Annotated in this window: 13 protein-coding genes; 10 read left to right on the top strand and 3 right to left on the bottom strand. The window is 57.6% G+C overall.

The features are described from left to right. Positions 1–75 precede the first annotated feature (75 nt). Together ASQ50_RS05510 and ASQ50_RS05515 are read right to left on the bottom strand one after the other, a co-directional pair. Positions 76–855, bottom strand: coding sequence for a crotonase/enoyl-CoA hydratase family protein (locus ASQ50_RS05510; protein ID WP_058092142.1), 780 nt, complete (start codon positions 853–855; stop codon positions 76–78). 206 nt (positions 856–1,061) lie between these two features. Beyond that, the gene (locus ASQ50_RS05515) at positions 1,062–2,864 is read right to left on the bottom strand and encodes an acyl-CoA dehydrogenase (RefSeq protein WP_058092143.1); all 1,803 of its coding nucleotides are present in this window, start codon (positions 2,862–2,864) and stop codon (positions 1,062–1,064) included. A 287-nt stretch (positions 2,865–3,151) separates the two neighbouring features. Between ASQ50_RS05515 and ASQ50_RS05520 the strand changes: the two genes are divergently transcribed. Both ASQ50_RS05520 and ASQ50_RS21165 read left to right on the top strand, forming a co-directional pair. Continuing rightward, positions 3,152–4,144: a GlxA family transcriptional regulator gene (locus ASQ50_RS05520; protein WP_058092144.1), complete on the top strand. Its 993-nt coding sequence runs from the start codon at positions 3,152–3,154 to the stop codon at positions 4,142–4,144. 140 nt (positions 4,145–4,284) lie between these two features. Then, positions 4,285–4,449, top strand: coding sequence for a hypothetical protein (locus ASQ50_RS21165; protein WP_011786291.1), 165 nt, complete (start codon positions 4,285–4,287; stop codon positions 4,447–4,449). A 66-nt stretch (positions 4,450–4,515) separates the two neighbouring features. Here ASQ50_RS21165 and ASQ50_RS05525 read toward each other — a convergent pair whose 3' ends face one another. After that, on the bottom strand, positions 4,516–6,570 hold the full coding sequence (locus tag ASQ50_RS05525; RefSeq protein ID WP_058092145.1) for an NADPH-dependent 2,4-dienoyl-CoA reductase: 2,055 nt from the start codon (positions 6,568–6,570) through the stop codon (positions 4,516–4,518). 269 nt (positions 6,571–6,839) lie between these two features. Here ASQ50_RS05525 and ASQ50_RS05530 point away from each other — a divergent pair, with 269 nt between their 5' ends. The 8 genes from ASQ50_RS05530 to ASQ50_RS05565 are packed head-to-tail and all read left to right on the top strand — an operon-like array spanning position 6,840 to position 14,317. Next, positions 6,840–9,143 (top strand): putative monovalent cation/H+ antiporter subunit A, encoded by a 2,304-nt coding sequence (locus ASQ50_RS05530; RefSeq protein WP_058092146.1) that lies wholly within the window; start codon positions 6,840–6,842, stop codon positions 9,141–9,143. Further along, complete coding sequence (locus ASQ50_RS05535; RefSeq protein ID WP_058092147.1) at positions 9,140–9,565, top strand: Na+/H+ antiporter subunit B; 426 nt, start codon at positions 9,140–9,142, stop codon at positions 9,563–9,565. Before ASQ50_RS05530 ends, ASQ50_RS05535 begins: the two co-directional genes overlap by 4 nt. A gap of 34 nt (positions 9,566–9,599) precedes the next feature. Next, positions 9,600–9,947, top strand: a complete 348-nt coding sequence (locus ASQ50_RS05540; protein ID WP_058092148.1) for a Na+/H+ antiporter subunit C — start codon at positions 9,600–9,602, stop codon at positions 9,945–9,947. Then, positions 9,944–11,458, top strand: coding sequence for a Na+/H+ antiporter subunit D (locus ASQ50_RS05545; protein WP_058092149.1), 1,515 nt, complete (start codon positions 9,944–9,946; stop codon positions 11,456–11,458). The genes ASQ50_RS05540 and ASQ50_RS05545 overlap by 4 nt, the downstream gene beginning before the upstream one ends. Next, entirely contained in the window at positions 11,455–11,928 is a 474-nt protein-coding gene (locus ASQ50_RS05550) for a Na+/H+ antiporter subunit E (protein WP_058092150.1), read from the top strand. The genes ASQ50_RS05545 and ASQ50_RS05550 overlap by 4 nt, the downstream gene beginning before the upstream one ends. Before the next feature lie 11 nt (positions 11,929–11,939). Then, positions 11,940–12,212, top strand: coding sequence for a monovalent cation/H+ antiporter complex subunit F (locus ASQ50_RS05555; protein WP_058092151.1), 273 nt, complete (start codon positions 11,940–11,942; stop codon positions 12,210–12,212). Beyond that, positions 12,205–12,624 carry a monovalent cation/H(+) antiporter subunit G gene (gene mnhG, locus ASQ50_RS05560; protein ID WP_058092152.1) on the top strand — a complete coding sequence of 140 codons (420 nt, stop codon included), beginning with the start codon at positions 12,205–12,207 and terminating at the stop codon, positions 12,622–12,624. Before ASQ50_RS05555 ends, mnhG begins: the two co-directional genes overlap by 8 nt. A gap of 46 nt (positions 12,625–12,670) precedes the next feature. After that, a complete protein-coding gene (locus ASQ50_RS05565) occupies positions 12,671–14,317 on the top strand; it encodes a fatty acid--CoA ligase (RefSeq protein WP_058092153.1) in 1,647 nt (548 codons plus the stop codon). The last annotated feature ends 43 nt before the right edge of the window (positions 14,318–14,360 follow it).

Genomic DNA, 14,360 nt, shown 5'->3' on the forward strand with positions numbered 1-14,360 from the left:
GCTTTCGCTTCCGTGGGATAGTCATTGACTCAACAAATCGCTTCGAACAAAAGCCCGATCAACGACGCAAGCCCGCTACTTTCCTTGGAACACGGCTTCCCTTCTTTCCAGGAACGACTGGATTCCTTCTTTGACATCTTCGCTGGCCATAACCGGGCGCAGTTCCGGGAACAGGCGCTCCTTGGCCACTTCCTGGCCTTCGGAAACGGCAATCTTTGAGGATTTCAGGCTGCCCTGAACGCCCAGAGGTGCGGCCTTGGCGATCTTCTCAGCGATCTCCATGGCCTTGTTGAACTGTTCGCCAGGCTCCACCAGTTCCTGGATCAGGCCCCACTGGTAGGCCTGTTCGGCGGTCCATTCGTCACCGGTGAGCAGATAACGCTGAGCGTTGCCCCAGCCGATTTCACGCTGCAGGCGGATGGTGGCGCCGCCGCAGGCGAATATGCCGCGTTTAACTTCCAGCTGGGCGAAGCGAGTGCCTTTGGCGGCTACGCGGATGTCGGTGTTGAGCATCATTTCGACACCACAGGTGAAGCAGATGCCCTGAGCGGCGAAGACCACAGGTTTGGTGAGGCCTTCTCCGGTGATGTGGAACGGGTCGAGTTCGCCTTCGCCGGGTTCGATGCCTTTGCCGTTGGCGAACACGCCGGCCCAGTCGTCCAGTTGCAGGCCGCTGGTGAAGTGGTCACCGTTGGCGTACATGACAGCGACGCGGAGTTCCGGGTCATTCTGGAGCTGGTAATAGGCCGCGGCGATTTCGTGGTACATGGCCCGGTTCATGGCGTTCATTTTTTCCGGGCGGTTCAGGCCTATTTTCAGGATGTGGCCTTGTTTTTCTACGTTTACCAGTGGCATTGGTGTTTTCCTCTGCTTTGGGCGCCTAGCCTGTTTGTTTGGGTGCTCGCACGATCAACGGGTAGAGCTTTCCGGGACACGCTGTGAATACGTCCCTGTACGCTTGACTGCAGCATCCCTGCTGCAGACAGTCCCGGAAAGGCCCACCGGCCGAACGTGCTTACCACCAAAACAGGCAGGCTACGAACTGGACCAAGACTCCAGAACTAGAACCAATCGGCCTTCATGTTCAAGCACGTATCATCCTGATTGCGCAGCAACACCAGATCCTGGGCCACAGTGGGTAATTCCCAGTGGAAGAAGTACTGGGCGGCCTGGAGTTTGCCCTGGTAGAAATTGCGTTCTCTGTCGCTGTTGGCAGACGCCAGAGCGTTGGCAGCCGCATTGGCCTGCCGCAACCACATCCAGGCGACGATGATGTGACCAAACAGGTGCAGGTAGCAGCTGGCGTTAGCGAGGGTTTTGTCGACTTCGCCACCCATCAGGGATTTACCCAGGCTTTGGGTGACTTTCACCGCCTGCTGCAGGGTTTCACTGAGGGACAATGCCCACTGCTGGCAACGGTCGGTGGTGGCCGCCTGCAGATCCACCTGCATTTCCTGCATCAGCAACTGCAGGCCATGGCTCTGGTCCTGCCAGATTTTGCGACCCAGCAGGTCCAGGGCCTGGATGCCGTTGGTGCCTTCGTGGATCGGGTTCAGGCGGTTGTCGCGCCAGCATTGTTCCACCGGGTATTCCCGGGTATAGCCGGCGCCACCGTAGACCTGGATCGCCAGGTCGTTGGCTTTCGGGCCGTATTCCGAGGGCCAGGCTTTGATCACCGGAGTGAGCAGGTCCAGCAGTTTGCCGGCTTCCATTCGCTTCTGTTCATCCGGGTGGGTGTGCTGGTCGTCCATCAGGCGAGCGCCATACAGGCACAGGGCCAGGCCACCTTCGCTGTAGGCTTTCTGAGCCAGCAGCATGCGGCGTACGTCGGCGTGGTCGATGATGGGCACCTGCGGGCTTTCGGGGTTCTTTTCGCTGGCTTTGCGACCCTGCAGGCGGTCTTTGGCGTATTCCAGGCTGTGCATGTAACCCCGGTATCCGATCACAGCAGCACCGAAGCCGACGCCAATGCGGGCTTCGTTCATCATCTGGAACATGTATTTCAGGCCCTGATGGGGTTCGCCCACCAGGTAGCCGTGGCAGGGGGCGTCGTCGCCGAAGCTCAGGGCGGTGGATGTGGTGCCTCGGTAGCCGAGCTTGTGAATCAGGCCGGCGAGGCTGACGCCGTTGCGTCCGCCCGGGTCGCCGTTTTCGTCTACGTGGAATTTCGGGACGATGAACAGGGAGATGCCTTTCACACCGGCCGGGGCGCCTTTGATTTTCGCCAGCACCATGTGAACGATGTTTTCGGTGATGCTCTGTTCACCGCCGGAGATATAGATCTTGGCGCCTTTGATCAGGTAGTGGCCATCGTCGGTAGGTGTGGCGGAGGTGCGGATGTCCGCCAGGCTGGAGCCGGCGTGGGGCTCGGTCAGGGCCATGGTGCCGCTGTAGCGGCCGCTGAGCATGTTGGGCAGGAATTTTTCCTTCTGCTCGTCGTTGCCAAATACGCGGATGAGGTTGGCGGCGGCTGTGGTCAGGAACGGGTAGCCGGCGGTACCTGGGTTGGCAGCAGTGAAGAAGCCGTTGCACGCGGCCATGACCGATTCCGGCAGTTGCATGCCGCCGAGGTCGTAGTCGTAGCGACCGGCGAGGAAGCCCGCTTCGGCGTAGGCGTCAAAGGCCTGTTTGACGTCTGGCAGCATCTCCACCTGGCCGTTGACGAATTTGGGTTCATCTTTGTCGGCAGCGCTGTTGTGATTGGCGAATTTTTCTTTCGCCATTTTGTCGGCGGTTTCGATGACGGCGTCGAAGGTGTCTTTGCTGTGTTCGCTGAAGCGCTCCCGTTCGGTGAGGGCTTCGGTGTTCATCACTTCGTAGAGCTGGAATGCCAGGTCTCGGCGGTCGATCAGGGTGTCGGTCATTCTGGGTCTCCTGTTTATTGCCCCTAGCGTCTCACAGTCTCTGCGGTTGTTGGAATTGTCATTTCTGACTTATTCTTGGCGAATTCCGTCATACCATGCTGGATCTTTTTGGAGATTGGCGCCCGGCTGGAGGTGTGGGGGAGCTTTCCGGGAGACGCCGTGAACCCGTCCGTGGGGGCTTGAGCGCAGCTTCCCTGCTGCGCACACTCCCGGAAAGCTCCCCCACACCTCCCGCCTACTCCAGCGTCAGCTGATCAAGCTGTCTACAACCTCGGAGCACTATTGCTTTGAAAACCGTCACTATCATCGGCTTCAACGGAGCGCTGGCCAGTGCCATCACCGGTATGATCGACCTGTTTCGTCTGGCCGGGGTGACCTGGGCTCGAATCCATGGCGAGCAGCCGACGGCACGGTTCAGAACCCGGCTGCTGACCGAAAATGGCGATCCGTGCCGATGCATCAATGGCGTGACCCTGCTGGCGGATGGTTCCTGGCAGGATGTTGACGAACTGGGTGCCGATGACTTGCTGATTATTCCGACCATTGGTGCACCTATTGATGAAGTTCTGCAAACCAACAGTCCGTTGATTCAGTGGCTTTCTCAGTTTCAGGATGCAGCGCCCGGCGATGTTCGGGTGGCCAGTAACTGTACCGGGGCGTTTTTGTTGGCGGCGGCGGGGTTACTGGATGGCAGAGAGGCCACTACACACTGGGGGTTTGGTGAACAGTTCAGGCGGCAGTTTCCGGCTGTAAATCTCCATGCCGAAAAGCTGGTCACGGTTGATGGCCCTGTAGCCTGCGCCGGGGGTGGTATGGCCTGGTGGGATCTGGGGGTGTATCTGGTGGAGCGGCTGGCAGGTGCGCAGGTGGCCAGGGAGTTGGCGAAGGCGTTTGTGATTGATGCCGGGCGTACGAGCCAGGCGCCGTATAGCGTGCTGCAGGCCAAGCGATACCATTCAGACCAGGTGATTCACCAGGTTCAGGATTGGCTGGAGGAACATTTCAGAGAGCCGGTTTCATTGCCAGAGCTTTCCAGCTTCTCCGGGTTGTCCGAAAGGTCGCTGTTACGTCGGTTCCGGCAGGCGACAGGGGATTCACCGTCCAGCTATCTGCAGCTACTCCGTGTCGAGGAGGCTCGCAGGCTACTCGAATCCTCAAAGGGAGGGCTTGAGTCGGTCACCCGGGCGGTCGGATACGAGGATGTGAGTTCGTTCAGCCGGCTGTTTCGTCGGCATACGAAGCTTTCACCAGGCGCCTATCGGGCGAAATTCGGCCGATAGTATGGTGTTACAGGTCACAATTCAGTCTTTGGTAGCGTTTCTGTGGCGCGAGTTATGCATCAAACTGTCTTGTAGGCGTTTTTTTGCCGCCGTACGTAAATAATCTTGACAGTTTTAACCCTTCGGGGGAGGTCGTTTCCATGAACGCACCGTTGAAGCAGAGCCGGGCCGATGTACTTAACCGGCTGTACGATATGAAGCGCAAGCAGCTCGCGCAGGCCAGTCAGCAGGGTAACAGCCTGCGTTGCCAGGTATTGGAAGCCGAAGCAGAGGCGATTTCCAATGCCCTGAAAACCGTTCGATAGCCATTTATCCAGACAACAGCTATCGAACGCCACTTCCGGTCAACTGATGACGTAGCAGGTCACTTTTTAAATGGCTGCCGCGATTTCGGTTCCCTGACGGATGGCCCTTTTGGCATCCAGCTCTTCCGCCACATCAGCACCGCCAATGAGGTGCGCTTTCACGCCTTTATCCGCAAGCTGGTCGAACAGTTCCCGATAGCTTTCCTGTCCCGCGCAGATGATGACGTTGTCCACGGCCAGAACTCTGGTTTCACCGGTCTTTCCGTCCTTGTCGGTCAGGGTAATATGCAGGCCTTGATCGTCGATTCGATCGTAACGGCAACCCCGGAGCATTTCGACGTCCCGATGCTTGAGGCTGCTTCGGTGCACCCAGCCTGAGGTTTTGCCCAGGCCGCCGCCGACTTTGCCGGTTTTACGCTGCATCAGATAGATCTTGCGGGGCGATGGGGTCTGCGCCCGTTCAGCCAGGCCGCCGGGGCCCTCAAACGTGGGATCCACCCCCCATTCCGCCTGCCATTCAGCCACACTCACCTGTTCGCCTTCCGGGTGTTTGCCAAAATCGTGAGTCAGGAATTCACTGACATCAAAACCGATACCCCCGGCGCCGATCACCGCAACACTCTTGCCCACCGGCTTGTTGTGGCGCAGCACGTCGAGATAACCCAGCACTTTCGGATGGTCAATGCCGTCGATCTTTGGTGTCCGGGGTTTCACGCCGGTGGCGACGATGACATCGTCAAAGCCTTGATCAATAAGGTCTGAGGCCTCCACGCGGGTTTCAAGTTTAAGATCAATCTCCAGCAACTGGATCTGGCGCTGGAAGTAACGCAGAGTCTCGTAAAACTCTTCCTTGCCCGGTATGCGCTTGGCGTAGTTGAACTGGCCACCGATCTTGTCGTCGGCTTCGAACAGGGTCACCTTGTGGCCGCGCTTGGCGGCGGTGGTTGCCGCTGCCAGGCCCGCCGGCCCGGCACCGACCACGGCCACCCGCCGCACCACCGGAGCAACGGTAAGCACCAGTTCGGTTTCGTAACAGGCCCGGGGGTTAACGAGGCATGAAGCGCGCTTGGCTTGGAACACATGGTCCAGGCAGGCCTGGTTGCAGGCGATACAGGTGTTGATTTCATCGCTACGCCCCTGCTCTGCCTTACGCACGAACTCGCTGTCGGCCAGTAATGGGCGAGCCATGGACACCATGTCTGCCTTGCCGGCAGCAAGGATCTCTTCGCCTTTCTCGGGAGTGTTGATGCGGTTGGTGGTGCACACCGGAATGTCCACCTCGCCGTAGAACTTGGCCGTAACATCGGCAAAGCCACCGCGGGGCACCGAAGTCACGATGGTGGGAACCCGGGCCTCGTGCCAGCCGATGCCGGTATTGATGATGGTGGCACCGGCCTGTTCGATGGCTTTGCCCAGGGTCACTATCTGATCCCAGGTCTGGCCGCCTTCCACCAGGTCCAGCATGGACAGCCGGTAGATGATGATGAACTCCGGCCCTACTGCCTCACGCATGCGGCGCACGATCTCCACCGGCAAGCGCATGCGGTTTTCGTAGGGCCCGCCCCACTTGTCGGTTCGCTTGTTGGTACGTTCGCACAGGAACTGGTTGATGAAGTAGCCTTCGGAGCCCATCACTTCAACGCCGTCATAGCCGGCAAATTTGGCCAGCTTCGCCGCACTGACGAAATCGTTGATCTGCCGCTCAACACCTTTTGTCGACAGGGCCCTGGCCTTGAACGGGCTGATCGGCGCCTTGGTTGCCGAGGCGGACACAATCAGCGGCTGATAACCATACCGGCCAGCGTGCAGTAACTGCAGGCAGATCTTACCGCCCGCCTCATGCACTGCTCCGGTCACATGACGATGCAACAAGGCTGTTGCACGGTTATTCATGGTTGACGACAAAGGCGCCAGTTGGCCAACCAGGTTGGGCGAAAAGCCTCCCGTTACCATAAGGCCAACGCCACCCTCAGCGCGTTCTGCAAAATACCGGGCAAACTTGTGAATATTCCAGAAACGGTCTTCCAGCCCGGTGTGCATGGAACCCATGAGCACACGATTTTTCAGCTCGGTGAAGCCTAGGTCGAGCGGTTTCAGCAAGTTAGGGTAATTCGCAGTCATGATACAGGTCGCCAGAGTGTGATGAATGAACGCTGACTGAGATTAGCACACCCTCTACGACCAAGGTATTACCCGGCGGGAACCTTCTGCTTTATTTACCGTCAGACGGCACCGGTTGCGGAGCACGGTTTACCTTGCCTTTAATCAATCTGTCAGATAGTCTTTCTGACACCTATAAAGGGCTAAACCATAGATATTCCCTATCAATGAATATCCTGCACCCCGGTGTTGGCATATCGCCGCGGTGCCCAAATGGAGCTTTGACGCACATGCTGTTAGCTGTGTTATCCGGCTTTTTGCTGGCAATTGCCGCCCCTTTCCTACACCGGGTTGCGGGCAAATACATTGGGTGGGTGCTGGCACTTTTGCCGGCAAGCCTTGCGGTCTACTTCAGCACCTTTCTTTCTCAGGTTCAGGATGGGCCGGTGCTACTGGAGTATCAGTGGCTGCCAGGCCTCGATATCTCCCTGAACTTTCTTGTTGATGGTCTCTCGCTGACGTTTGCCTTACTGATCAGCGGTATCGGTACTTTTATCCTGATCTATGCCGGTTCTTACCTTGCCGGCCACAAGTATCTGGCCCGCTTCTATGTGATCATGCTGTCGTTCATGGCATCGATGCTCGGGCTGGTGCTCTCGGATAACCTGATTACCATGTTTGTGTTCTGGGAGCTGACCAGCATCACCTCTTACATGCTGATTGGCTTCAACCACGAAGATCTGGATGCCCGAAAGTGTGCATTGCAGGGTCTGTTTGTGACCGTGGCCGGCGGCCTGGCGCTGATGGCCGGGCTGATCATGCTGGCCATCATGACTGGCAGCTATTCCCTCGCGGAAATCCTGGCATCCAGTGAGCCGCTGCATCAGCATGTTTTCTACACGGGTGCCGTGCTGTGCATACTCGCGGGCACCTTTACCAAATCGGCGCAGGTGCCCTTCCATTTCTGGCTGCCAAATGCCATGGCAGCGCCGACTCCGGTCTCCGCTTTCCTGCACTCCGCCACCATGGTCAAGGCCGGCGTTTATTTGATGGCACGCCTGAATCCCTCCCTGGGTGAGGGTGAGCTATGGAGCCTGATGCTGATGGGCTTCGGCGCTGCCACCATGTTTACCGGCGCCTGGCTGGCCTTTGGCAGCACTGGCATCAAAAAGATTCTGGCCTATTCAACCGTGATGGCACTTGGCACCCTGACCATGCTGATCGGTGTTGGCACAGAACTGGCCATGACGGCCTTTATCTGTTTCCTGGTAGCCCATTCCCTGTACAAAGGTGCGCTGTTCATGCTCGCCGGTGCCCTGGACCATGAAACCGGCACCAAGGACATCACATTGATGGGTGGCTTGCGCAAATCCATGCCCGCGACAGCGACCATTGCCGCCTTCGCAGCCCTGTCCCTCGCAGGCCTGCCACCACTGTTCGGTTTTATTGCCAAAGAGTTGATGCTCGAAGCGCTGATTGATGCGCCGGTCTGGAGTGGTGTGCTGCTCTTCGTGACTGTTGCCGCTGCCATGCTGATCGTTGGCGTAGCGGGTCTGGTTGCGATCAAGCCGTTCTTTGGCGCCAAGGGAGATACGCCGAAAACGCCTCACGAGGCACCGTTTGGCATGCTCATCGGTCCAGCGGTGCTGACTATTATCGCACTGGTTTTCGGCCTGCTGCCCTTCATCCCGGAGAATGCCTTGCTGACGGCTGCGGTTGCCTCGGTTTATGGTGCCCCGGTGGATTTCTATCTGGCGCTCTGGCACGGAATCAACGCACCGCTGATGCTCTCCGCAGCCAGCCTGGTCGTTGGTCTGCTGCTGTTCAAGGCCTGGCCGCGTATTCAGCCAACGCTGTATGCCATCAACTACGCAGGCGGTCGTGTCGGCCCGGAGGCGGGCTACTTCAAGTTCATGGAATGGATTACCGTAGTGGCAAGTTGGCAGACCCGGATGTTGCAGAACGGTGTACTGGGCATCTACATGCTGGTGATGGTTGCCGTTACCTTCGGTCTGGCCGGCTACACCATGCTGGACCAGTATGGCGTGCATTTCACGCTTAACCTGGCCGACAGCCACTTTTATGAATGGGGCATTGCGCTCTTGCTGGTTGCGTCTGCGGCGTTTGCCAGCGGCACCCATTCCCGCCTGGGCTCGGTAGCGTCTATGGGGGTACTTGGCTTTGGTGTAGCACTCACGTTCATCCTGTTCAGTGCACCGGACCTGGGCATCACCCAGCTGCTGGTGGAAACCCTGACGGTGATCCTGCTGGTTCTGGTTCTGTTCAAGCTTCCGGAGTTCGTCAACCTGTCTACACCTTTCCAGCGTTATCGGGATCTGGCGGTGGCAATCTTCGGTGGCGTTGTTATCACCCTGATGATTCTGGCGGTGCTGGACATTCAGTACTTCGAATCCATCTCCTCCTATTACGTTGAGAACAGTGCCCCCCTGGCCTATGGCCGGAATATTGTGAACGTGATTCTGGTGGACTTCCGGGCACTGGACACCTTGGGTGAGATCTTCGTGCTGGCACTGGCTGCCCTGGGCGTGTTCTCCATGCTGAAACTGAAAGCGGAGGATCAGCACAAGCCATGAAATCCAACACCATGATTCTGCATACCGCGGCCTTGCTGATCATGCCGCTGCAACTGATGTTCTCGATTTTCCTGCTATTCCGGGGCCACGATGAACCCGGTGGCGGGTTCATTGGTGGGCTGGTTGCCTCTGGCGCGTTTGTGCTCTATGCCTTTGCCTTTGGCGCGGAAGCCACTCGTCGGATTCTGCGGGTTGGCCCCCGCGATCTGCTGGCAGCAGGCCTGCTGATGGGGTTGGCATCCACCCTGCCTGCGTTTTTCTCTGGCCAACCCATGCTGACAGCCCACTGGTGGGAAGTACCGTTGCCAGGCGACGCCTACCTGAAGCTGTCCACGCCGCTGATTTTTGATATCGGCGTCTATCTTGCCGTTCTTGGCACCATCATGACTTTTGTGGTTGGCCTGATGGAGTCCGAAGAATGATCTTTTCCCAAAAGAAGAACTCCGGAGGATCTCTATGGAGAGCCTGATGGCGTATGTGGTGGGCATCATGTTCACTGCGGCCTTTTACATGATGCTCAGGCGGTCCATCGTCAAACTGGTTATCGGTTTGATGATACTCAGTAATGCCGCCAACCTGCTGATCTTTGTTGTGTCCGGCATGACCCGTGGCGCGCCGCCGCTGATTGCGGAAGGCGCCAGCGCCCCGGCAGGCATGATTGCAGATCCGTTGCCCCAGGCCCTGATCCTGACTGCAATCGTGATTGCCTTTGGTGTGTTGGCCTTCGCCGTGGTTCTTATCCGCCGAGCTTACGAAGTGGTTGGAACCGATGACCTGGACCAGATGAAGGATACGGACACTTGAGCCCGGAAATCATTCTTCCTGTATTTATTCCCCTGACGGCTGGCGCCCTGTCGCTGGCACTGTGGCGGTCGATTCGCTATCAGCGCATTCTGGCTGTGCTGGCCAATATCCTGTTGCTGTGGAGTGGCATCTGGCTACTGATGTCCACCACCGACCAGGGCTTTGTGACCATGGAAATGGGCAGTTGGCCGGCACCGTTCAGTATTGTGTTTGTGGCCGATGTTCTGGCCGCCATCATGATCGTACTGACCGGGATTATCGGCCTGGCCATCGCTATCTACTCGCTGGCGTCAACGCCCCGGGGCCATGAAAAGTTCGGCTACTACCCGCTGATGCACCTGTTGCTGGCCGGTGTGGCAGGCTCTTTCTTGACCGGCGACATCTTTAACCTGTTCGTCTGGTTTGAGGTCATGCTGCTGGCTTCCTTCGCCCTGCTCACCCTTGGCGGTGAGCGTGCGCAGATGGAAGGCGCCATCAAGTACGTTACCCTCAACCTGTTTTCTTCTGCGATTTTCCTGTCAGCGGTAGGCTTGCTCTACGGCATGGTGGGCACCTTGAACATGGCAGACATCGCGCAAAAAATTGGCCAAGTTGAAGACACCGGCATGCTAACCGTGGTTGCCATGATGTTCATGGTGTCTTTCGGTGTAAAGGCGGCTGCGTTCCCATTGTTTTTCTGGCTGCCGGCGTCTTACCACACCCCCCAGGTGGCAGTCTCAGCCCTGTTTGCCGGCCTGCTCACCAAGGTGGGCGTCTATGCCCTGTTCCGGATGTTCACTCTGGTTTTCACCCAGGACGTCGATTACACCCATAATATCCTGCTGTGGGCCGCCACCCTGACGATGCTGACCGGTGTTCTGGGTGCGGCAGCGCAGTTCGAATTCCGGCGCATTCTTTCGTTCCACATTGTCAGCCAGATTGGCTACATGATGCTGGGCCTGGCCTTGTTCACCCCGCTGGCCATCATAGGCGGTGTGTTCTACATCATGCACCACATCATTGTGAAGACGAACCTGTTCCTGGTCAGCGGCTTTACCTATCGCCTGCTGGGCAGCTATGAACTGAAAGACCTGGGCGGTGTCTACAAGTACCGCCCTCTGCTAGCGGTGCTGTTCCTGATCCCGGCCCTGTCTCTGGCGGGCATTCCGCCGCTATCCGGTTTCTTTGCCAAGTTCGTAGTGATCCGCGCAGCCCTCGAAGCAGAAGCCTATTTGGTCACCTTTGTGGCCCTGCTGGTTGGCCTGTTGACGCTGTACTCAATGATCAAGATCTGGGCAGAGGTGTTCTGGAAGAAGGTACCAGACCACGTCAAGAATACCGAAGAGCTCAAGGGCAAGCTGAACGAAAAGCATGCCTGGGCCTACTACCTGCCCATGGTTGGCCTGGCCATCTGCACCCTGATTATCGGCCTGTATGGCCAGCCCATCTACGAGCTGGCAGAGATGTCTGCCGAGCAGCTGATGAACCCGCAGCTCTACATCGAAGCGGTGTTGGGAGGTGATCAGCCATGATCGGATTTTTCTGGAACGTTTGCCTGGCGCTGGCCTGGGTTGCCCTGAGTGGCTCATTTACCGCGTGGAATCTGTTTGCAGGTCTGTTCTTCGGCTACCTGGCCTTGATGGTGCTGCAGAAGCATGTTCCGGCGCTAAAAGGTTATTCCCGGCGGCTACCAAGACTGATTTCCTTTTCCCTGTTTTTTATCAAGGAACTGGTCAAGGCGAACTTCCGCGTGGCGTACGACGTAGCAACCCCGGTCTGGTATATGAAGCCCGGCGTGATTGCCTATGAGATGGAAGCCCACACAGACGCAGAAATCATGTTCCTGAGCAGCTTTATCTCGCTGACTCCCGGCACCCTGAGCCTGGACGTCTCCGATGACCGGCGAGTGCTCTATATTCACGCCATGTTCCTGCAGGACGAGGAGCAGTTGCGCAAGGATCTCAAGGAGCTTGAGTTCCGGATTCTCAAGATCATGCGCTGAGGAGCCCAAACGTGCTGGATGTTGTTATCAATATTGTCTATTTCATGCTGTCGGTGGCCCTGCTGTTCGGGTTTATCCGGCTGATTAAAGGGCCATCATTGCCCGACCGGGTGGTTTCTCTGGAACTGATCGCCTCTATCGTGGTCGGTTACGTAGGGGTGCACGCCATCGATACTGGCGTGCCCAGCCTTCTGGATGTCGCCATAGTTATCGCCCTGACAGCGTTCCTGACTGCCGTCGGTTTTGCCCGATTCCTGGAGCGAGGAGGACCCAAGAGTGAGTGAACTGATTGTTGCCATATTGCTCATGACCGGTGCCAGTTTCATGATTCTGGCCTCCGTGGGCATCCTCCGGCTTCCGGACCTGCCCACCCGAATGCATGCATCAACAAAGGCCGGCGCAATGGGTGCCATGATGACCATGGCCGGTGTAGCGGCGTATTTCGCAGATGTGGTGGTGTTTACACGGGCGTTCGCGATTGTCATTTTTATCCTGATCACCGCGCCGATTGCCGCCCATGTGATTGGCCGGGCCGGCTACTTCCTGGGCACACCGCTGTGGGAAGGCACTGTGAAGGATGAGCTCAAAGATAACTACGACGAAAAAACCCACAAACTGTACAGCGGCTTTGAGCCCGCTCCGGAAAGCGTCATCCCGCCCAAGCACGAAAAGCGCAGCGAGGATGATGAAGACTGAATAAACAAGAACAATCATCCAACAAGACGTCGAAGAGGTGTAAACCATGGCACAAACCCGCATTCTCCCCGCGGCCGACAACGCTTATCAGTACCCCCTTCTGATCAAACGGCTTCTGCTCTCCGGACCTCGTTATAACCCGGACCAGGAAATCGTTTACGCCAACCGCAGCAAGTACACCTATACCGACCTGGTAGAGCGCATCCACAAACTCGCCAACGCCCTGACAGACGCCGGCGTGAAGCCCGGCGACACCGTGGCGGTGATGGACTGGGACACCCCACGCTACCTGGAGTGTTTCTTCGCGATCCCGATGATCGGTGCCATTCTGCACACCGTTAACGTGCGTCTGTCACCGGAACAGATTGTGTATACCATGAACCACGCGGAAGACGACGTGGTGCTGGTACACGATGATTTCCTGCCGATCATCGAGGGCGTCAAAGACGAAATCAAAACCGTCAAAACCTGGATTCAGCTGACTGACAGCGACAACGCCAAATCAACCACAGTCGACTCCCATGGCGAATATGAGGCCATGCTGGCCAAAGCCGACAACCAGTTCGACTTCCCGGACTTTGACGAAAACAGCGTGGCCACCACTTTCTACACCACCGGTACCACGGGCAACCCCAAAGGCGTTTATTTCAGCCACCGGCAGCTGGTACTACACACCCTGGCCATGACCGGCACCATCGCTCACTTCGATGAAATGCCGCTGCTCCGTTCTTCCTCCGTGTATATGCCGGTCACCCCTATGTTCCATGTTCACGCCTGGGGTGTGCCCTACGCAGCCACCATGATGGGCATCAAGCAGGTTTACCCGGGCCGCTACGAGCCGGAACTGCTGGTCGACCTGCTGAAAACACATAAAGTTTCTTTCTCGCACTGTGTGCCCACCATCATGCAGATGATGATGGCCACCGAATCCATCAAGACCGCCGACCTCAGCAACTGGCATGTACTCATCGGAGGCAGCGCCCTGACCAAGGGTCTCTGTGATGCCGGCGCCAAACTCGGCATCAAGATGTTCACCGGCTACGGCATGTCGGAAACCTGCCCGCTGCTGAGCGCCACCCACATGAAGCCGGAAGACCTCGAGCTACCCCTTGAACAGCAAACGGCCATCCGGGTGAAAACCGGCATCGCCGTTCCATTGGTAGACCTTGAGATTGTCGACCCGGATGGCAAACCGGTTGCCCACGACGGCGAAGCCAAGGGCGAAGTGGTTGCCCGGGCACCCTGGTTGACCCAGAGCTACTTCAAACAGCCAGACAAGGGCGAGGAACTCTGGGAAGGCGGCTGGTTGCACACCGGTGACGTGGCCAGCATGGAGCCAGACAACACGCTGACCATCAAGGACCGCATCAAGGATGTGATCAAGACCGGGGGTGAGTGGCTTTCCTCTCTGGACCTTGAAAACTTGATCAGCCAGCACCCGGCCGTGGCGGGTGCCGCTGTGGTTGGCGTGCCCGATGAGAAATGGGGCGAGCGGCCGCATGCGCTGGTGACCCTCAAACCCGGAGAGCAAGCCGGCGTCGAGGACATCCAGAACCACCTGAAACAGTTCGTGGAGAGCGGCGAGATCAACAAATGGGCCATCCCGGAGCAAATTGATTTCGTGGAGGATATCCCCAAGACCAGTGTTGGCAAGATCAACAAGAAGTTGATTCGGGATCAGCTCAAAGACTGACCACCACTGCTGCAAAAAAGCCGGCCACTGCCCTGCAGTCGCC

Source organism: Marinobacter sp. LQ44, assembly GCF_001447155.2.
Taxonomy (GTDB): Bacteria; Pseudomonadota; Gammaproteobacteria; order Pseudomonadales; family Oleiphilaceae; genus Marinobacter.